We start from the raw sequence: 18,518 nt of genomic DNA, 5'->3' as shown, positions 1-18,518 counted from the left end.
GCTACTCACACCAGAAGCTGCGTGAGATGCGGGCCTCGCTGGACCCGACGGCGGTCAAGGACCGCGCCGACCGCCTGCAGAAGGCCTCCGAGGACATCGCGAAGATCGCGGAGAAGCTCAAGAACCACCGGGTCACCGGCTGGGAGGGCGAAGCGGCAACAAGGTTCCAGGAATGGGTGGGCCGGGCGGGCAACGCGACGCTGCGGCTGAGCGAGTACAGCGCGACGGGCTCGAAGTGGATGGGCGACACCGTCCAGAAGATGATCGAGGCGCGGGACATGCCCGCCTACGACACGAAGGCCGCCGAGAACCTGGAAGCGGCCCGCAAGGCCCACAACGACCCGGACGCGCAGCAAATTGCCAGCCAGGAGCGGAGCAAACTCGACGCGGACCACCGCGAGTCGATCAGGTTGATGAACAACCTGGCGCAGTCGTATGAGCTGTCGTACGGCGAGATCAACAAGGCGGAGATCCCGACGCTCCCGCCGCCGCCGGGTGTGTTCGTGCCGGAGGGTTACGGCGGCGGTCGGCAAGAGCTTGCGCGGCCTGGAGAAACATCCAGCGGGGACACCGGTGCGTCCAAGGCCTCGTACGCGCCGTCTGGAACGCCCTCGAACGAACCGGGATGGGTGCCGGGCCACCAGCCGAAGGCGGACGGAACCCCGCCCCAGACGTCAGTGCCCACGCATCTGCCCGGGGTCCCGGACCGTGACGTGGACGTGGATCTCGACCACGTTGCGACCCTGCCGCCGCCCACGACCTTGCCCCCGACGACGGGGACGCCGGTCCCCAACTTCCCGGTGGGTCCCGGACCGGGCCCCGTTACCCCCATCCCGCCCGTGGGACTCCCGCCGATCACCGGCAAGGCAGGACCCGGCATCGGGCCCGGCCTCGGTCAGCTGCCGAATCTCGGGCCTGGCGGCAACGGGCTCAGCAAGGTAGGCCCGATTGCCGGTCTGCCCCCGCGGGATTCCGGCATCATGGGCGGCCGCCAGGTGCCGACCAGCGGACCCAACGCGGGCATCCCGCGCGGCACGGTCATCGGCAACGAAGGCACGCAGACCGGTCGCGGCATGATGGGCGGCGGTGGCCCTCACGGCGGTGGCGGTGGCCACGCGGGCGGCGTGAGTGGCGCCCCGGCGCGTCGGCTGGCCTCGGAGCCGGGCGGCATCATGGGCGGCCGTCAGTCTGTGGCGGGCGGACGTCTGGCCACCGGCGGTCAGCCGTTCACTCAGGGCGGCTCGGGGCTCGTACGCAACGGTGGCGGCGCCATGGGACACGCGGGTGCGGGGACAGGTGCCGCAGGCAAGCGTCGGGAGGACCAGGGCGGCGAGCGCCCTGACTACCTGGTCGAGGACGAAGAGACCTGGCAAGGCGACCGTCGTGTTGCTCCGCCGGTGATCGACTGAGAAGAACGGACGTTGCACGGGATGCACATGCGCAAGGCGACCTCGGCCCTCGTCGGCCTGCTGTTGGCCGGGGTAGCCGCGACCCCGGCCCACGCGGAGACCATTCGCTCGCAGCAATGGCATCTCGACACCATGAAGGCGGATGATCTTTGGAAGACCAGCACGGGCAAGGGCGTCACTGTCGCCGTCATTGACAGTGGAGTCGAAGTCCTTCCCGAGCTGGAAGGCCAGCTAGTCCCTGGGAAAGACCTCGCTCCGGATGATCTCGCCGGTGATGAGCGCACCGACTACGACGGTCACGGCACTGAGATGGCGGCCGTGATTGCTGGCACGGGAAAGCACCCGACGGGTGACGGAGCTTACGGGCTTGCCCCTGGCGCCAAGATTCTTCCGATCCGCGTGCCCCACGAGATGAATGAAGCCACCCCTTCCTGGGCGGCCGCCATCCGCTACGCTGCGGACTCCGACGCCAAGATCATCAACATGTCCCTGGGTCTGCCTACCAAACCAGAGGATGACCGAGGGCGGGCTGAGGCCGTGAAGTATGCCCTCTCAAAAGGCAAGCTGATCTTTGCGGCTGTCGGAAATAGCGGTGAAGGGCGGCTCAACCCTGTGGCATACCCCGCCGCGACACCCGGCGTTGTCGGGGTCGCGGCGGTGGATGCCAAGGGTGAGCCCACCAAGGAGTCGTCGCACGGTCCTCATGTGGACATGGCGGCCCCGGGCATCGACATCGTCACGGCATGCAAGGGAAAGACGGGCCTGTGCACGAGCCACGGAACCAGTGACGCGTCCGCCCTCGCCTCCGCCTCCGCCGCCCTCCTCTGGTCCGCGCACCCCGACTGGACCAACAACCAGGTCCTCCGGGTCCTCCTGAACACCGCCGGCAAGCCGACGGACGGCGCTCAGCGCAACGACTACATCGGCTACGGCATCGTCCGGCCCCGGATCGCCGTGCCCACGCCCGGTGACCCCGGTCCGGCGGATGTCTACCCGCTCCCCGATCTGGCGGCTGCGGATGGGAAGAATTCCCCCGCCCCGTCAGCTGACGGCAAGAAGCCGGAATCCGCTGCTCCCCAGGCCGAAGCCGAGAAGGACGGGGGCAGCAGCCTCCCCTGGATCGGGCTCGGGCTGGGGGCCTGCGTCCTGATCGGCGGAGCCGTGACGGCCGTCGTCGTGCGGCGCAGGAACGCCTGACGGCGGTCTGTGCGGCTGCGTCGGACGACCTCGGCCCTGGCCGGCCTCCTGCTGGCCGGGGTCGCTGCGGCCCCGGCCGTTCACGCCCACACCGCTCGGCCAGAGCAGTGGCATCTCGGTGCCATGCAAGCCGACGACATCTGGAAGGTCAGTACCGGCCAAGGCGTCATCGTCGCCGTCATCGACACCGGCGTCGGCCGGATCCCCGAGCTCGACGGCCAAGTGGTCCAGGGCAAGGACTTCTCCCACGGCTACGAGGGCGACGAACGTACCGACTACGGCGACCACGGCACCGGGATCGCCGCCCTGATCGCCGGTACGGGCAAGCGCCCGTCCGGCGGGGGAGCGTTCGGCTTGGCCCCGGGCGCCAAGATTCTTCCCCTCCGCGTCTCCGAAGGTGGCGGGAACCTCCGACTCCATCAGTCGATCGCCGAGGCGATCCGCTTCGCGGCGGACTCGGAGGCCAAGGTCCTGAACATTTCCTTCGGCGGGCCGGGCAGGAGCCCGGAACTCGACGCCGCCGTCCGGTACGCCCTGGACAGAGGCAAGCTCGTCTTCTCCTCCGTCGGCAATGACGGAGAGGGGCCCAACGAGGTCATGTACCCCTCCGGCTCACCCGGAGTCGTCGGCGTCTCCGCCGTCGGCCCGGACGGTGTGGCGACCAAGGAGTCCCAGCACGGCCCTCAGGTGGACCTGTCAGCCCCCGGCGTCGACATCGCCACCGGATGCGCCAGCGATTCCCCTGAGTCCCCTGAGCCCCCTGAGTCGCCTGATTCCCCTGACTCCCTTGACTCCGGCGACTCCTGGGCGCCCGACTCCGGTCTCTGCGTCAACCACGGCACCAGCGAAGCCGCCGCCCTCGCCTCCGCCTCCGCCGCCCTGCTCTGGTCCGCGCACCCCGACTGGACCAACAACCAGGTGCTCCGCGTCCTGCTGGACACGGCCGAGAAGCCGGACCCCGTCCACGGCATCGAGCGCAACGACCGCCTCGGCTACGGAGTCGTCCACCCCGTCATCGCGCTGACCACCCCCGGCGACCCCGGCCCCGCGGACGTCTACCCGCTCCCCGACCTCGCCTCGGCGGACGGGATATCATCCCCAGCCCCGGGCCAGCCCAAACCCGTACCGGCCCCGGCAGCCGCATCCCACGTACAGAACCGGACAACCGGCAACAGGCTACTTCCCTGGGCCGTCCTCGGGATGGGAGCCTGCCTGCTCGCTGCGGGAGCCGTAACCACACGCGCACATCAGCGTGTTAGACGGTGATGTGACACAAGGAGAAAAGCACGCGATGTCGTTCGACGAGGAATGGTCCGCCGCGCGCGCCACGGCCGCCGCCAACGTCTCCATGCGGCTCAACCACGTACCCGTCGACCCCGGCGGCAGCGGTGGCGGCAGTGGAGACCTGGAGCTCAACCAGGACCACATCGGAGCCATCGGCACCGAGGCGTACAAGCTGCACTCGCGGCTCCAGACGGACGGCAAGCACGCCGCCACCGCCACCGGCGAGGCCGCCGGAGCGCTCACGAAGGAGGCCTTCGTCAGCGGGGCGGCGCTGCTGAAGGTCAACACCATGTGGGAGAGCCAGGTGAAGACCCTCGTGGCCGCCTGCGCGAACATCTCCAACGGGCTCGACTACTCGCTCTCCTCCCACGCCAAGGACGAGGAGCAGTTGCACGCCGACTTCACCACGTCCGCGATCGACAAGTACCTGAAGTAGGCGGCGCCCCATGCTGACGTACGAGAACGTGATGAACGCGCCCCTGGACAAACTCCAGACGGCGGCCACGGACTGGAAGGCCATGTCCGACAAGCTGGACGAGATGGCCGAGGCAGCTCGCAACGGCATGAAGGCCAAGGCCGACAAGGCCGAGTGGAGCGGGGTCACCGCGGGAGTCGGGCGGGCGTTCGTCGACAAGACGGCCAAGGAGTTCGAGGACGCGGCCAAGGAGGCCAAGGGCGTCCACCAGCTCCTCAGCGACGGCCACACCACCATCAAGACGGCCCGGGACGCGCTCAAGAAGGCCGCCGACGAGGAGGCCCCGGCCGCCGGTTTCCGGGTGGACGCGGCCGGCAAGGTCTCGGCCGTCCCGATGGACCCGAAGACCGAGTTCGCGGCCCGGCACGACCCGGACTACCCCGAGTTCAAGCGCAAGCAGGAGGAGAACCGCAAAGCCTGGCAGGCGAGGGTGGACCGGCTCGTCGAGGACTGCGCGGACGCCGACGACTCCCTGGCCCGCGCGCTGCGCGCGAACGTCTCCGACGACCACGACTTCACCGCGCCGAAGTACACCACCCTGGACGGCGAACAGGCCGACCGGGCGGCCGAGCTGATGAAGAAGCTCAGCAAGGAGCAGGGCGGCGTGGCCCGCCACCCCGAGCAGCTGCGCGAGCTGGAGGACCTGCTCGACGACAACCGCAACGACGCCGAGTTCGCGCCGGACTTCTACCGCAAGCTCGGCCCCGACGGCACGCTCGAGGCGTACGCGAAGCTGTCCATCGACGCGTCGACCCTGGGCGAGGCGGGCAAGGACCGCCTGGCGATGGTCGGCAACATCCAGGACGACATGGGCGCGATGCTGGGACTCGCCACGCAGAAGAGCTCGCCGAACCACCTGGATGCGGCGTGGACGACCGGCCTGATGAAGGCCGGTCGCAAGGAGATGCAGGTCACCGGCGATCTGACCAGCAAGATCTACGGTTACCAGGCGCTGGGCGCGCTGCTCCACGAGGGCAAGTACGACAAGGACTTCCTGACCTCGGTCGGGCGGGACATGGTCGCGTTCGACCGCGAGAACCCGAAGGCCTGGGAGCACGGCTCTCCGTACGACCCGAAGACGGTGCTCAGCCAGGGCAAGGACGGCAGCCGGGGCTTCTACCCGCTGACGGGTCTGATGGACGCGATGTCCCACAACCCGGACGCGGCGACGGCGTTCTTCAACGAGCCGGTCCGCCAGGACAGCAACGGCGACGGCATCGTCACGACGGCCGACAAGGCCGTGTCCGGCCAGCACGGCAAGGCCCGTGGCATGGTCGACTACATGCTCGACAAGGAGTCGTGGGCCGACGCCTTCGACCGGACGCCCAGCCACCCCTACGGCGAAGCGGGCCCGGCCCAGGACGCACTGGGCAACGCCCTCGAAGCGGCCGTCTCGGGCCGCGTGCCGGGCGACGAGGACGCGAAGTCCATCCCGCACACCAAGGACATGACGGCGGTCATGGAGCGCGTCGTCGAGAAGATCGGCGACAAGCCGGAACTGGTCACAGGGAAGCCCGGCGAAGCCGGCAGTGATCCCTTGAAGGGGCTGTCGGGCCACTTCGGCCAGATGGCCGCCGAGTACATGCCCGACATCCAGGCCTCGGCGGAGAACGGCAGCGGGATGATCAAGGCCAACGGAGCGATGGCCGAGTTCCACAAGGCCGACATGGCGGCCTTCATCGGAGCGGTGGGCCAGGATCCGGATGCGTACGGCGCCATGACCGCCTCCCAGCGGGCCTTCACGACCACGCTCATCAACGACGTCATCGCGCATCGCAGTGAGTACGAAGATGTCGACGCGGCGATCAAGAGTGCCGTACACCCGGGCGGTCAGATCGCGGGCATCCTGTCCGAGGCCAGGGCCGAGGGCACGTTCGGCGAGAACGCCCACACGAAGGAAGAGTACGTAAAGGGCGTCGAGGACAACGCCAAGTGGGTCAACCGCGCCATCAGCGCGGCGGGCGGCAAGTACCTGGAGATGGTCCCCTTGGCCGGGGACGTCGTGGAGTGGCTCCAGGAGGACATCACGGAAGGCGTGGTCGAGCGGGCGACGAAGGACAAGGCCGAGAAGATCGGCGAGATCGACCACAAGGCGGTGATCGACTACACGGACGCCCAGACGGAGGCCGGTTTGTCGGCAGCGCAGTCGGTCCGGAAGGCCGCCGAGGGAACCGGTATGACCCAGCGGACCATCGATGCCCTCGCCGGGGTCGCGTCGACCGAGACCGCGAACGCCCATGCCGTCGGCCGAGGCCAGGTCGCGACGTCCAACGGAGGTTCCTGATGCCCAACCATCGGTCCGCCTTTGTGCTGGCGGCTGCCGCCCCCATAGCCCTGGCCGTACTGACCGGCTGCTCCGAGGACACCGAAACGGCTGCCTCGAAGCTGCCCGAGCGCACCTGCTTCGGAGTGTTCTCCCGATCCGACCTGGGGCCCTTGGTGGGCAACGGCGAGCAGGTGAAGGAGTCGGGACCGGCCGACATGCAGCTGACCGCGGTGCGCCGGGGTGCCACGTGCAGTGTCGACGTGGACGGCAAAGATCGGTTCCAGGCATCGGCAACGCGCCAGCCGCTGGAGCAGAGCTTCTTCTGGAACAGCGAGCTGATCAAGCCGGCCGCGGATCCGCTGCCGTTGGGCGACAAGGGCATCGTCTACAACACGGGGGCCCGGGTACTCCTCGTCTGCAAGGGGAACGACGAGCCCTTTCAGGTCGAGCTGTCGCTCAGCGGATCCACCGACCAAGTCGAGAAGGGCGGGTCCCGCCCGTTGTTCACCCGGCTCATGACGAAGTTCGTCGAGGCGGGCAAGCAGCAGACCCGGTGCGCGAGCTAGCCGACACCGCGGGACGGAAGAGAGAAGGCCGCTCAGAACACTCCTGAGCGGCCTTCGGAGAAGCCGTGGCGGGAATTGAACCCGCGTGCCTCGCTTTGCAGGCGAGTCCCTAGGCCACTCGGGCACACGGCTGAGGTGGTGATGGGTTCGACCGTACGGGCGGGGGTGCGGGGAGGGAAGGGGAGCGCCGTGCGTGCAATGGGACTGGCATGTTGCGTTCACACATGACGTGGTCCTAGGTCTTGGGGAGCACGGCGGGATGGGTCCAATTGACAGGGGCGTAGCCCGGCAGAGGGGCTTACTCTGGGGCGATGAGTGCCCTTGGAGCCCGTGTGTCGCAGCGCAATGTGCCGGTCCCGCCGGAGTCGGAGGGCGGGATCCTGGGTTCCGCGTACCGGGTGCTCAGCATCGGGATCATCTCCGTCATCTTCCTCATCGCCTTCGAGGCGACCGCCGTCGGGACGGCCATGCCCGTCGCCGCGCGGGAGCTGGACGGGATCGGGCTCTACGCCTTCGGTTTTTCCGCGTACTTCACCACCAGCCTGTTCGCGATGGTCCTGTCCGGGCAGTGGGCCGACCGGGAGGGGCCGTTGCGGCCGCTGACCGTCGGGATCGCCGCCTTCGCCGCGGGGCTCCTCCTCGCCGGGACCGCCGGGGCCATGTGGGTGTTCGTCATCGGGCGGGCCGTGCAGGGGTTCGGGGGCGGCCTCGTCATCGTCGCGCTGTACGTCGTGGTGAGCCGGGCCTACCCGGAGCGGCTGCGGGCCGCGATCATGGCCGCCTTCGCGGCGAGCTGGGTGGTGCCGTCCATCGTCGGGCCGCTGGCCTCGGGGGCCGTGACCGAGCACCTCGGCTGGCGCTGGGTGTTCGTCGGGATACCCGTGCTGGTCGTCGTACCGCTGGTCGTGGCCCTGCCGGCGATACGGCGCACCGCGTCCGGGCCGGTGGATCCGGACGCGCCGCCCGCCGCCTTCGACGGGCGGCGGATCCGGCTGGCGCTCGGGATCTCCGTCGGGGCGGCGCTGTTGCAGTACGCCGCGCAGGACCTGCGGTGGCTGTCGCTGCTGCCGGCCGCCGCGGGTGCGTGGCTGCTGGTGCCGGCGGTACGGGGGCTGCTGCCGCGCGGTACGTACCTGGCCCGGCGCGGGCTGCCTTCGGTGGTGCTGCTGCGCGGGGTGGCGGCGGGGGCGTTCATCTCGGCGGAGAGCTTCGTGCCGCTGATGCTGGTCACCCAGCGGGGACTGAGCCCGACGCTGGCCGGGTTCTCGCTGGCGGCGGGCGGGCTGACCTGGGCGGGCGGCTCGTGGATCCAGTCGAAGGGGAGGATGGCGCCGTACCGGGAGCGGCTCATGGTGGTGGGGATGGTGCTGGTGGCCTTCGCCATCGCCGCCGCGCCGGCGGTGCTGATCGAGTCCGTCCCGGTGTGGACGGTGGCGGCCGCCTGGGCGGTGGGGTGCCTGGGGATGGGGCTGGTGATCGCCGCGACGAGCGTGCTGCTGCTGGAGCTGTCGGCGCCGGAGGAGGCGGGGGCCAATTCCGCCGCGCTGCAGATCTCGGACGCGCTGGCCAACGTGGTGCTGCTGGCGGCGGGGGGCGCGGCGTTCGCCGCGCTGGGCGGGGGAGCGGTGGGGGCCGTGCACTCCGTCGCCGCCGAGGGGGCGGGCCCGGCCTCGCACCCGGCCGCGTTCGTCGTGGTCTTCCTGCCGATGGCGTGCGTGGCGCTGGTGGGGGCGTGGGTGGCGACCCGGCTGCACGGGGAGAGGCCGGAGCCGGTGGCCGTTCCCGCATGACCGTCCGGGCTCCGGCCCGCGCCCCGGGCATCGAACGCCGACAGGGCTGGATGCGGGGTGGTCCTGCGGGCTCGAAAACACGGTGGGGGCGTGGGGGAGCCGGTGCGTACTCTGCCGGGGTGGAGAACTTGATCATTCGGCTTGACGGTGGCGACCGGGCCCAGCTCGCCGATCTTGCCGATGCGAGCGGGCGCGCCCCCGAGGACGTGGCGCGCGAGGCCGTGCGGCGGTACCTGCGGGACGAGCGGGCGCGGGTCGGGGCCGAGGCCGCGCGCCTGGCGCAGCGGCACGACGCGCTGCTGAAGCGGCTCGGCCAGTGAGCGGCCCCGGCAACGGGATCGGCTCCGGCACCGGGATCGGCTCCGGCCCCGGCCCCGACGCCGGTTCCGGCCCCGACGCCGGCCCCGGCAACGCGAGCGGCTCCGGCCCCGGGAATGGCACCGGCAACGCGAGCGGCTCCGGCACCGCGACAGGCTCCGGCAACGCGAGCGGCCCCGACGCCGACGCCGGCTCCGGCTCCGGCGGTGTGCGGCACCTGACGCTCGCCGAGGTGCTCGACCTGGCCCGGCTCGCCTGCCGGGAGCAGGGCGTCGAGCTGCGCGCCCCCGGGCTGCTGGAGTCCGCCGTCCACCGGCCGCGGGCACGCATGTTCGGGACCCCGGCGTACGCGGACCCGTACGAGCAGGCCGCCGCCCTGCTGCACGGGGTCGCGACCAACCACCCCCTCGTCGACGGGAACAAGCGGACGGCCTGGCTCGCCGCCGCGACCTTCCTCGCCGTGAACGGCATCGACCTCGCCGACGTCGACCAGGACACCGCGTACGACCTGGTCATCGACGTCGCCGCCGGCCACGAGTCCGATGTCGCCCGCATCGCCGGGCGGTTGCGCCGGATGTGACGCTCGCCGCACCCGCCGAGGTCACGGGCCTGTCCCTCCCCGAGGGGCCGGCCGGCCCCGGTAGGGTGGCCCGGTTGTCCTACGTACGACCGCCGCCGAGAGCCCGAACCGGAGACCGTGACTACTACCGCCTCCCACCACCTCTCACCCGCCTTCCCCGGCCGTGCCCCCTGGGGTACCGCCAGCAAGCTGCGCGCATGGCAGCAGGGTGCGCTGGACCGGTACATCCAGACCCAGCCCCGCGACTTCCTCGCGGTCGCGACGCCCGGCGCGGGCAAGACGACCTTCGCGCTGACGCTCGCGTCCTGGCTGCTGCACCACCACGTCGTGCAGCAGGTGACCGTCGTCGCGCCGACCGAGCACCTGAAGAAGCAGTGGGCCGAGGCCGCCGCCCGGATAGGCATCCGGCTGGACCCGGAGTACTCCGCCGGGCCGCTGAGCAAGGACTACCACGGGGTCGCCGTGACGTACGCGGGCGTCGGCGTACGCCCGATGCTGCACCGCAACCGCTGCGAGCAGCGCAAGACCCTCGTCATCCTCGACGAGATCCACCACGCCGGTGACTCGAAGTCCTGGGGCGAGGCCTGCCTGGAGGCCTTCGACCCGGCGACCCGGCGGCTCGCGCTGACCGGTACGCCCTTCCGGTCCGACACCAACCCCATCCCCTTCGTCACGTACGAGGAGGGGAACGACGGGATCCGGCGCTCTTCCGCCGACTACACCTACGGGTACGGGAACGCCCTCGGCGACGGTGTCGTGCGCCCCGTGATCTTCCTGTCCTACAGCGGCAACATGCGCTGGCGGACCAAGGCCGGCGACGAGATCGCCGCCCGCCTCGGCGAGCCGATGACCAAGGACGCCATCTCCCAGGCCTGGCGCACGGCACTGGACGCGCGCGGCGACTGGATGCCGAACGTCCTGCGCGCCGCCGACCAGCGCCTGACCGAGGTCCGCAAGGGCATCCCGGACGCGGGCGGGCTCGTCATCGCCTCCGACCAGGACTCGGCACGCGCCTACGCCAAGCTGATCCGCGAGATCACCGGCACCAAGGCCACCCTCGTTCTCTCCGACGACACCGGCGCCTCGAAGAACATCGACACCTTCAGCGGGAACGACGACCGCTGGATGGTCGCCGTCCGCATGGTGTCCGAGGGCGTCGACGTCCCGCGCCTCGCGGTGGGCGTGTACGCGACGACGATCTCGACGCCGCTGTTCTTCGCGCAGGCAGTCGGCCGCTTCGTGCGTTCGCGCAGGCGCGGCGAGACGGCCTCCGTGTTCCTCCCGACCATTCCCTATCTCCTGGGCTTCGCCAACGAGATGGAGGTCGAACGCGACCACGTCCTCGACAAGCCCAAGAAGAAGGGCGAGGAGGACCCGTACGCCGAGTCCGAGAAGGAGATGGACGAGGCGAACCGGCAGGAGGACGAGGACACCGGCGAGGACGAGCAGATGTCCTTCGAGGCGCTGGAGTCCGACGCCGTTTTCGACCGGGTGCTGTACGACGGCGCCGAGTTCGGCATGCAGGCGCACCCGGGCAGCGAGGAGGAGCAGGACTACCTCGGCATCCCGGGGCTGCTGGAGCCGGACCAGGTGCAGATGCTGCTCCAGAAGCGGCAGTCGCGGCAGATCGCGCACAGCCGCCGCAAGCCGGACGCCGATGCGGACCTGCTGGAGCTGCCGGCCGAGCGGCGGCCGGTGGTCTCGCACAAGGAACTGCTGGAGCTGCGGAAGTCGCTGAACACGATGGTGGGCGCGTACGTCCACCAGAGCGGCAAGCCGCACGGGGTGATCCACACCGAGCTGCGGCGCGTGTGCGGCGGGCCGCCGAGCGCGGAGGCGACGGCGGGGCAGCTGCGGGAGCGGATCAAGAAGGTGCAGGAGTGGGCCACCCGGATGCGGTGACCCCCTTCCCGTCCGTGTTCCCCATCCCCGTCCCCGTCCCCATCCCCGTCCCGGTCCCGTTCGTCCGTCCACCCCTTCCCGTTCCTCCGTCCACCGTTCCTACGGACTGAGGGGCGGGCGCCCGGCGGAGTTTCGTACGGGGGCGCCGTCACGTTCCGTGTCCGGGCCCGGGGCGGCTCCGGCCGCGCCCGGGGTACGGGACCCGGGATCCGTGTCGGCCGATCGCACAGGCCCCGCCGGTCGGCCGAGGTAACGAAACGACTCCGGCGGCGATCGTTAATCGGCACAAAGGGGTAGTTGGCGCCCGGATTCTGGACGAGCCCTTCCGCTGAGCGGACCCGCTCGCTAATGTCCCCGCATCGAACGCCCCGTGGCAGAGCCGCCGCGGGAGCGCAGCCGGTGCCATGGCCGCTACCGGCGGCCTCTCGTGCGTCGCCGTGGGACCGGCGCCGTATCCACCCCGAGAGTCACCGCCGCTCACCGAGAGAGGGAGAGGCGTCGTGACCGCGGAAACCTCCCAGACTCTGGACCGGGGACTCAGAGTCCTCAAACTGCTCGCCGACACCGACCACGGTCTGACCGTCACCGAGCTCTCCAACCGCCTCGGTGTGAACCGCACGGTGGTCTACCGCCTGCTGGCCACCCTCGAACAGCACGCACTGGTCCGGCGCGACCTCGGCGGCCGGGCCCGCGTCGGGCTCGGCGTGCTGCGGCTCGGGCGGCAGGTGCACCCGCTCGTACGCGAGGCGGCCTTGCCCGCGCTGCGGTCCCTCGCCGAGGACATAGGCGCCACCGCGCACCTGACCCTCGTCGACGGCACCGAGGCCCTCGCCGTGGCCGTCGTCGAGCCCACCTGGACGGACTACCACGTGGCCTACCGGGCCGGCTTCCGCCACCCGCTGGACCGGGGGGCCGCCGGGCGGGCCATTCTGGCTGCCCGTCAGGGCACGCTCATCGAGCCCGGGTACACGCTGACCCACGGGGAGCTCGAAGCGGGCGCCAGCGGCGCGGCAGCCCCGCTCGTGGGCATCACGGGGCTGGAGGGCAGCGTGGGAGTCGTGATGCTGGCCGACGCCGTGCCGGAGCGGGTCGGCCCGCGCGTCGTGGACGCCGCCCGCGAGGTGGCCGACGCCCTGCGCTGAGCCGTACGGGACGAAGGCTGCCGAAGGCCGTCCCGCCGCGTCCCGCACGGTGGGGCGCGGGGGCGGCGGAGGCGCCCGATACATTGGCCGGGTGCTCTCTCGCCTCACACGTCTGCCGCGTCCCGCCGCCCTGGCCGTCTGCGCCGTGCCCGTGCTCGGGCTGTTCGCCGTCGCCGCCTTCGCGCCGCTGCCCTTCGTGATCGCCCAGCCGGGCCTCACGGCCGACGTGCTCGGCGACCGCGACGGCAAGCCCGTGATCTCCGTGACGGGCGCCCCGACCCGGCAGACCACCGGCCAGCTCCGGATGACCACCATCCAGGCCACCGGCCCCTCCGCCACCGTGACCCTGCCCGAGCTCGTCGACGACTGGTTCGACAGCACCCGGGCGGTCATGCCCAAGGAAGCGGTCTACCCCTCCGGCGGAAGCGACAAGGAGATCGAGGCGCACAACCTGGAGCAAATGGCCGCGTCGCAGTCCACGGCCACCCAGGCCGCCCTCGGCTACCTCCACAAGGACCCGAAGGACGTGAAGGTCCAGCTGAACCTCGCCGACGTGGGCGGCCCGAGCGCCGGCCTGCTCTTCTCCCTCGGCATCGTCGACAAGCTCGACGGCGACGGCAGCGGCGGCGACCTCACCGGCGGCCGCACCATCGCCGGTACGGGCACCATCAGCGCGGACGGCAAGGTCGGCGCCGTCGGCGGCGTGGCCCTGAAGACCCAGGCCGCGCAGCGCGACGGGGCGAGCGTGTTCCTCGTACCGGAGGCGGAGTGCGCCGACGCGCAGTCCGAACTCCCCGAGGGGCTCCGGCTGGTCCCCGTCACTTCGCTGACGGATGCGGTGCAGGCGCTGCGTGCGCTGACCCGGGGGCAGCCGGTCCCGTCCTGCTGAGCTCCGCCGAATCGACCGGCTCCGGTACGACCGGCTGCGGCCCGCCCCGCTCCGGCCCGACCGGGTCCCGGTCGGTCCCCGCCGGGCGCTCCATCGTCCGCCAGGCCGGGAAGACCAGCGGCGAGAGCGTGACCAGCAGGTAGGTGCCGCCGAACAGCAGCAGCGCCCGCGTCGCCCCGAACCCGTCGACCAGCAGGCCCGCCGCGAGCCCGCCCAGCGGCATGGTCAGCTCGCAGCCCGCCGTGGTCACGCCCGAGACGCGGCTGCGCAGCTCCTCCGGGATCCGCTCGTAGAGCACGGTGGTCAGGATCGGGTTGAGCATGCCCGCGCCCAGCCCGGACAGCGCCATCGTCACCGCGAGCGGCAGCGGGGTGTCGGTGAGGGCGGCGGCCGCGTACCGGGGAGCCCCGCACAGCAGGAAGGCCGCCGTGAACACCGCCCTGCGGGAGAACCGTTCCCCCCACACTCCGTAGAGCAGGGCGCCCAGCAGCGCGAAGCCGCCGAAGACGGAGACGAGCAGGCCGACCGCCGTGGCGCCGCCGAGGGCCTCGCGGCCGTGCACAGGCAGCAGGACGGCGGACCAGCCCTGGTCCAGGCCGTTGGTCATCATCACCATCACGGTGATGCCCAGCAGCAGCGGGGCGCGGGTCAGGAAGGTCCAGCCCTCGACCAGTTCGGCCCGGTAGCCGGCGAAGGAGATCTTCCCGGTGACCGGCTGCGGCTCGGCGGCCGGGACCCCGCGCAGGAAGGCGCTGACCAGCAGCGCCGAGACCGCGAAGCTGGCCGCGTCCAGCAGCAGGGCGGACTCCGCCCCGAAGGCGGCGATCAGTACGCCGGCCAGCGCGGCCCCGATCATCCGGGCTCCGCGCGAGACCGCGTCGTACAGGCTCGCCGCCCGGGTCAAGGGGGTGCCGGCGTGCTCGGCGAGGTTCGGCAGCAGGACGCCGCGGGCGGTCAGGCCCGGCGTGTGGACGAGGCCGCCGACGGCCATCAGCGCGCACAGCATCCAGAACTCCAGCACGCCCGCGTAGTGCAGCAGCGGGATCGCGCCGACCGATACGGCGCAGATGAGGTCGGAGACGGCCGAGACCCGGCGGCGGCCCATCCGGTCGATGACGGGGCCGCCGATGAGCGCGGCGATGACGACGGGCAGGGTGGCGCAGAACGCGACGACCCCGGCCCGGCCGGCGCTGCCCGTGGTCTGGAGCACGAACCACGGGACGCCGATCAGGGTGACGGAACTCCCGGCTATGGAGATGGTGTTGGCGGCCAGGACGGCCGCGAAGGGCCGCCGGCTCATGCGGCGTCCGGGGGTTAAGGCGTGCACGGCAGGACTCCTTCTGCGGCGGATACGAGGAGAGCGGGCGGACGCGGAGGCCCGGTGGGTGCGGCGGGGGACCGGCGGGTGCGCAGGCCCGGCGGGTGCGCAGGCCCGGCGGGCCGGGCGGGGGCTGCGGGTGCGGCAGGCCCGGCAGGTGCGGCCGGGCGGCAGGACCGCGGCCTATTCGCCTGCGCGCGGGAGCGCGTGCGTGTGGAAGCGGACCGTCTGCGTGTCCTCCGACGCAGGCAGGTCGCGGTAGCTGTTGATCAACTCGTGGATCTTGTGGATGAGTTCGTGGCTCTGCGCGGCGCTCAGGCGCAGCGTGAAATCGCTGATGTCCGCGCCGCGCCGCCACTCCGGGGACCAGTCGTGGGCCGTACCGAGCCAGGTGCTCATCTCCTGCGTGTGGATCGTCGCGATCTCGTGCAGGAAGAGGTCCGCCGCGCCGCGCGTGGCCGGGTCCTCGTCGTACGCCAGCTGCTCGTCGAACCGGGTGCCGTCGTGGGCGGCCCGCCACCAGCGCTCGCGTCCCTTCCCCTGCTCGGGCGCGTCCTCGACGAAGCCGTGCGCGGCGAGCTGGCGCAGGTGGTAGCTGGTGGAGCCGCTGGACTCGCCGAGCCGCTCTCCCAGTCGGGACGCCGTGGCCGGGCCCTCGTGGCGCAGCGTGGCCAGCAGGCGGATGCGCAGCGGGTGGGCGAGGCCGCGCAGGGAGCGGGCGTCGAGCGTACGGAGCTTGGGCGCTTCGGGGTTCGGCTCTTCGAGGTTCGGCTCGTCGGGCATGGCCCCACCGTAGAGTTGCAAAGACTCCTATGCAAGGATTTATTTGCAACAGGTTCTTTGGATCCACGCGTCGGATGTGGCCCCGGAGCCGCGCGCCGGATCCCGCGAGGGGTTCAGCCCTCCTGCGCCGCCTGCTCCACCAGGGGGATCACCCGCAGCGGCACCGGGTTCTCCATGACGATCGCCGTCGAGGCGCGCACGATCCCCTCGAACCCGACCACCCGGTCGATGACCCGCTGCAGATCGGCGTTGGACCGGGCCACGAGCCGGCACAGCATGTCCCCGTGCCCGGTGGTGGTGTGCAGCTCCAGCACCTCCGGCACCCCGTTCAAGTGCGCCCGTACGTCGGCCCCTTGTCCCTGTTTGATCTCCAGTGTCGCGAACGCGGTCACCGGGTACCCGAGGGCCGCCGGGTCCACCTGGGGGCCGAAGCCGCGGATCACCCCGTTCGACTGGAGCCGGTCGAGCCGGGCCTGCACGGTGCCGCGGGCCACGCCGAGCCGGCGCGAGGCCTCCAGGACCCCGATCCGGGGCTCGCGCGCGAGCAGGACGATCAGCCGGCCGTCGAGTTCGTCGATCCCCATGGGTACCTCCCGGGCGCAGGGGTGGTCATACTGCACAGATCTTTCAGCAATCCTCCTCCTCGACTGGGCAGCCTGTACAGGCAAACAGGAAACTATTGCGCAGCTTGTGGATCGGCGGGACTCTGCGCTCATGACTGAGTCTCTGGCGAACCTCGAAACCACCACCCCCCACACCGCGCGTGAGGCGGACCCCTTCCCGGTCAAGGGCATGGACGCGGTCGTCTTCGCCGTGGGCAACGCCAAGCAGGCCGCGCACTACTACTCCACCGCGTTCGGCATGAAGCTCGTCGCCTACTCCGGACCGGAGAACGGCGTCCGCGAGACGGCCAGCTACGTCCTGACCAACGGCGGCGCGCGCTTCGTCCTGACCTCGGTCATCAAAGCGACGACGGACCGCGGCCGCTTCCTCGCCGAGCACGTCGCCGACCACGGCGACGGCGTGATCGACCTCGCGATCGAGGTCCCGGACGCGCGGGCCGCGTACGCGTACGCCGTCGAGCACGGCGCGCGCGGCCTGGACGAGCCGTACGAGGTGAAGGACGAGCACGGCACGGTCGTGCTCGCCGCCATCGCCACGTACGGCCAGACCCGCCACACGCTGGTCGAGCGCAAGGACTACACCGGCCCCTACCTGCCGGGCTACGTCGCCGTCGACCCGCTGGTCGCGGCCCCGGCCAAGCGCACCTTCCAGGCCATCGACCACTGCGTGGGCAACGTCGAGCTCGGCCGGATGAACGAGTGGGTCGCGTTCTACAACAAGGTCATGGGCTTCACGAACATGAAGGAGTTCGTGGGCGACGACATCGCGACCGAGTACTCGGCGCTGATGTCGAAGGTGGTCGCGGACGGCACCCTGAAGGTGAAGTTCCCGATCAACGAGCCGGCGATCGCGAAGAAGAAGTCGCAGATCGACGAGTACCTGGAGTTCTACGGCGGCGCCGGCGTCCAGCACATCGCGCTCGCCTCGAACGACATCGTGGCGACCGTGCGGTCGATGCGGGCGGCGGGCGTGGCCTTCCTGGACACCCCGGACTCGTACTACGACACGCTCGGCGAGTGGGCGGGCGAGACCCGCGTGCCGGTGGAGACCCTGCGCGAGCTGAAGATCCTCGTCGACCGCGACGAGGACGGCTACCTGCTGCAGATCTTCACCAAGCCGGTGCAGGACCGTCCGACGGTCTTCTTCGAGATCATCGAGCGGCACGGGTCGATGGGCTTCGGCAAGGGCAACTTCAAGGCGCTCTTCGAGGCCATCGAGCGCGAGCAGGAGAAGCGCGGCAACCTGTAGGCCGCGGATTCCGGTTCCGGGGGCTCCGCCCCCGGAACCCGGGCCGGCGCCTCGAACGCCGGCGGGGCCGGATGCGGCTCAGGTGCCGGCGGGGCCGGGCTTGGGCGACGGCTTCGGCTTGGCCGCCTTCGGGAGGTCCGGGGCCACCCACGGCTTGGCCGGCTGCATGTTCTCCGGGCCGCCCGCCGGCGGCTGGCCGATCGAGGCGAGCGCCGCCTTCGCCTGCGCGACCCGGACCGGCGAGAACCGCGGGTTGGTCCGCAGCGCCTCCTGCAAGTGGCGCCGGGCCCCGGCCTCATCGCCCAGGCCCCGCTCGATCATCGCCCGGTGGAAGGCGAACTCCGCGCTCCGCAGCCCCCGGTCCGTCGACTTCTTCGCGTACTCCAGCGCCGCCGTGTCGTCACCCGTCTTGTGCAGCGCCCACGCCAGCGCGTCCGCCACCTCCATGCTCTTGTGCCGCGACCACTCCTGCGTCAGCCGCCGCACGGCCGCCGCCGGATCCCCGTGGTCCGCCTCGAACAGGCCCAGGACCACCGACTCGTTCACCCCGTCCGCCGCGCCCCGCGCAGCGGCCGTACGCAGCACGTCGTACGGCGCCTTCGCCTCGTCCCCGCGCCCCAGCGCGTCCAGCAGCTCGCCCAGCTCCAGCGCCAGCCTCGGCACCTGCGCCCGGCCCAGCGCCATCCGGTAGTCCCGGACCGCCTCCCCGCCCCGGCCCAGCCCCGCC

Annotated in this window: 16 protein-coding genes, 1 tRNA gene and 1 pseudogene; 13 read left to right on the top strand and 5 right to left on the bottom strand. The window is 71.4% G+C overall.

What is annotated here, in order from left to right; translation table 11 throughout:
* Positions 1 to 26: 26 nt before the first annotated feature.
* The 6 genes from ADK52_RS19000 to ADK52_RS18975 all read left to right on the top strand — a co-directional run bounded on the left by ADK52_RS19000 (position 27) and on the right by ADK52_RS18975 (position 7,197).
* Positions 27 to 1,409 (top strand): WXG100 family type VII secretion target, encoded by a 1,383-nt coding sequence (locus tag ADK52_RS19000; RefSeq protein ID WP_053691031.1) that lies wholly within the window; start codon positions 27 to 29, stop codon positions 1,407 to 1,409.
* 21 nt (positions 1,410 to 1,430) lie between these two features.
* The gene (gene mycP / locus ADK52_RS18995; RefSeq protein ID WP_053691030.1) at positions 1,431 to 2,606 is read left to right on the top strand and encodes a type VII secretion-associated serine protease mycosin; all 1,176 of its coding nucleotides are present in this window, start codon (positions 1,431 to 1,433) and stop codon (positions 2,604 to 2,606) included.
* Positions 2,607 to 2,729: 123 nt separating this feature from the next.
* A complete protein-coding gene (locus tag ADK52_RS18990) occupies positions 2,730 to 3,872 on the top strand; it encodes a S8 family serine peptidase (RefSeq protein WP_234344014.1) in 1,143 nt (380 codons plus the stop codon).
* A gap of 25 nt (positions 3,873 to 3,897) precedes the next feature.
* Complete coding sequence (locus tag ADK52_RS18985; protein ID WP_053691028.1) at positions 3,898 to 4,326, top strand: hypothetical protein; 429 nt, start codon at positions 3,898 to 3,900, stop codon at positions 4,324 to 4,326.
* 10 nt (positions 4,327 to 4,336) lie between these two features.
* Positions 4,337 to 6,649 carry a hypothetical protein gene (locus tag ADK52_RS18980; RefSeq protein ID WP_053691027.1) on the top strand — a complete coding sequence of 771 codons (2,313 nt, stop codon included), beginning with the start codon at positions 4,337 to 4,339 and terminating at the stop codon, positions 6,647 to 6,649.
* Positions 6,649 to 7,197 (top strand): hypothetical protein, encoded by a 549-nt coding sequence (locus ADK52_RS18975; protein ID WP_159045980.1) that lies wholly within the window; start codon positions 6,649 to 6,651, stop codon positions 7,195 to 7,197. The genes ADK52_RS18980 and ADK52_RS18975 overlap by 1 nt, the downstream gene beginning before the upstream one ends.
* Positions 7,198 to 7,257: 60 nt before the next feature.
* Here ADK52_RS18975 and ADK52_RS18970 read toward each other — a convergent pair.
* Positions 7,258 to 7,329, bottom strand: a tRNA-Cys gene (locus ADK52_RS18970).
* 179 nt (positions 7,330 to 7,508) lie between these two features.
* Here ADK52_RS18970 and ADK52_RS18965 point away from each other — a divergent pair.
* The 6 genes from ADK52_RS18965 (at position 7,509) to ADK52_RS18940 (ending at position 13,818) form a co-directional block, all read left to right on the top strand.
* On the top strand, positions 7,509 to 8,987 hold the full coding sequence (locus ADK52_RS18965) for an MFS transporter (RefSeq protein WP_053691025.1): 1,479 nt from the start codon (positions 7,509 to 7,511) through the stop codon (positions 8,985 to 8,987).
* A 128-nt stretch (positions 8,988 to 9,115) separates the two neighbouring features.
* Positions 9,116 to 9,307 (top strand): hypothetical protein, encoded by a 192-nt coding sequence (locus tag ADK52_RS18960; RefSeq protein ID WP_053691068.1) that lies wholly within the window; start codon positions 9,116 to 9,118, stop codon positions 9,305 to 9,307.
* A 206-nt stretch (positions 9,308 to 9,513) separates the two neighbouring features.
* Entirely contained in the window at positions 9,514 to 9,885 is a 372-nt protein-coding gene (locus ADK52_RS18955) for a type II toxin-antitoxin system death-on-curing family toxin (RefSeq protein ID WP_053691067.1), read from the top strand.
* Positions 9,886 to 10,002: 117 nt separating this feature from the next.
* Entirely contained in the window at positions 10,003 to 11,787 is a 1,785-nt protein-coding gene (locus tag ADK52_RS18950) for a DEAD/DEAH box helicase (RefSeq protein WP_053691024.1), read from the top strand.
* A gap of 500 nt (positions 11,788 to 12,287) precedes the next feature.
* Positions 12,288 to 12,929 carry an IclR family transcriptional regulator gene (locus ADK52_RS18945; protein ID WP_008742627.1) on the top strand — a complete coding sequence of 214 codons (642 nt, stop codon included), beginning with the start codon at positions 12,288 to 12,290 and terminating at the stop codon, positions 12,927 to 12,929.
* Positions 12,930 to 13,020: 91 nt separating this feature from the next.
* On the top strand, positions 13,021 to 13,818 hold the full coding sequence (locus tag ADK52_RS18940; RefSeq protein ID WP_107090110.1) for a PDZ domain-containing protein: 798 nt from the start codon (positions 13,021 to 13,023) through the stop codon (positions 13,816 to 13,818).
* On the opposite strand, the gene ADK52_RS18935 is transcribed toward ADK52_RS18940, so the two are convergent.
* The 3 genes from ADK52_RS18935 to ADK52_RS18925 all read right to left on the bottom strand — a co-directional run bounded on the left by ADK52_RS18935 (position 13,748) and on the right by ADK52_RS18925 (position 16,503).
* A complete protein-coding gene (locus ADK52_RS18935) occupies positions 13,748 to 15,118 on the bottom strand; it encodes an MFS transporter (RefSeq protein ID WP_053691023.1) in 1,371 nt (456 codons plus the stop codon). The two genes, ADK52_RS18940 and ADK52_RS18935, sit on opposite strands and share 71 nt — an antisense overlap.
* A 201-nt stretch (positions 15,119 to 15,319) precedes the next feature.
* Positions 15,320 to 15,919, bottom strand: a complete 600-nt coding sequence (locus ADK52_RS18930) for an ArsR/SmtB family transcription factor (protein WP_053691022.1) — start codon at positions 15,917 to 15,919, stop codon at positions 15,320 to 15,322.
* Positions 15,920 to 16,032: 113 nt separating this feature from the next.
* Positions 16,033 to 16,503, bottom strand: a complete 471-nt coding sequence (locus ADK52_RS18925; protein WP_048476218.1) for an Lrp/AsnC family transcriptional regulator — start codon at positions 16,501 to 16,503, stop codon at positions 16,033 to 16,035.
* A gap of 130 nt (positions 16,504 to 16,633) precedes the next feature.
* On the opposite strand from ADK52_RS18925, the gene hppD reads away from it, so the two are divergent.
* Positions 16,634 to 17,791 (top strand): 4-hydroxyphenylpyruvate dioxygenase, encoded by a 1,158-nt coding sequence (gene hppD, locus ADK52_RS18920; protein ID WP_053691021.1) that lies wholly within the window; start codon positions 16,634 to 16,636, stop codon positions 17,789 to 17,791.
* Between the two features lie 78 nt (positions 17,792 to 17,869).
* Here the strand turns inward: hppD and ADK52_RS18915 are convergent.
* Positions 17,870 to 18,518 (bottom strand): annotated as a pseudogene (locus ADK52_RS18915) (hypothetical protein); the annotation flags it as partial.

The organism is Streptomyces sp. WM6372 (assembly GCF_001279655.1).
Taxonomy (GTDB): domain Bacteria; phylum Actinomycetota; class Actinomycetes; order Streptomycetales; family Streptomycetaceae; genus Streptomyces.
This window is presented reverse-complemented; position numbering and strand designations above follow the sequence as displayed.

What these genes read in the sequence shown, in the direction of transcription:
- ADK52_RS19000 (WP_053691031.1), top strand. Translation starts at nt 27, where the DNA reads ATGCGGGCCTCGCTGGACCCGACGGCGGTCAAGGACCGCGCCGACCGC.
- mycP (WP_053691030.1), top strand. Translation starts at nt 1,431, where the DNA reads ATGCACATGCGCAAGGCGACCTCGGCCCTCGTCGGCCTGCTGTTGGCC.
- ADK52_RS18990 (WP_234344014.1), top strand. Translation starts at nt 2,730, where the DNA reads ATGCAAGCCGACGACATCTGGAAGGTCAGTACCGGCCAAGGCGTCATC.
- ADK52_RS18985 (WP_053691028.1), top strand. Translation starts at nt 3,898, where the DNA reads ATGTCGTTCGACGAGGAATGGTCCGCCGCGCGCGCCACGGCCGCCGCC.
- ADK52_RS18980 (WP_053691027.1), top strand. Translation starts at nt 4,337, where the DNA reads ATGCTGACGTACGAGAACGTGATGAACGCGCCCCTGGACAAACTCCAG.
- ADK52_RS18975 (WP_159045980.1), top strand. Translation starts at nt 6,649, where the DNA reads ATGCCCAACCATCGGTCCGCCTTTGTGCTGGCGGCTGCCGCCCCCATA.
- ADK52_RS18965 (WP_053691025.1), top strand. Translation starts at nt 7,509, where the DNA reads ATGAGTGCCCTTGGAGCCCGTGTGTCGCAGCGCAATGTGCCGGTCCCG.
- ADK52_RS18935 (WP_053691023.1), bottom strand. Translation starts at nt 15,118, where the DNA reads ATGAGCCGGCGGCCCTTCGCGGCCGTCCTGGCCGCCAACACCATCTCC.
- ADK52_RS18930 (WP_053691022.1), bottom strand. Translation starts at nt 15,919, where the DNA reads ATGCCCGACGAGCCGAACCTCGAAGAGCCGAACCCCGAAGCGCCCAAG.
- ADK52_RS18925 (WP_048476218.1), bottom strand. Translation starts at nt 16,503, where the DNA reads ATGGGGATCGACGAACTCGACGGCCGGCTGATCGTCCTGCTCGCGCGC.
- hppD (WP_053691021.1), top strand. Translation starts at nt 16,634, where the DNA reads ATGACTGAGTCTCTGGCGAACCTCGAAACCACCACCCCCCACACCGCG.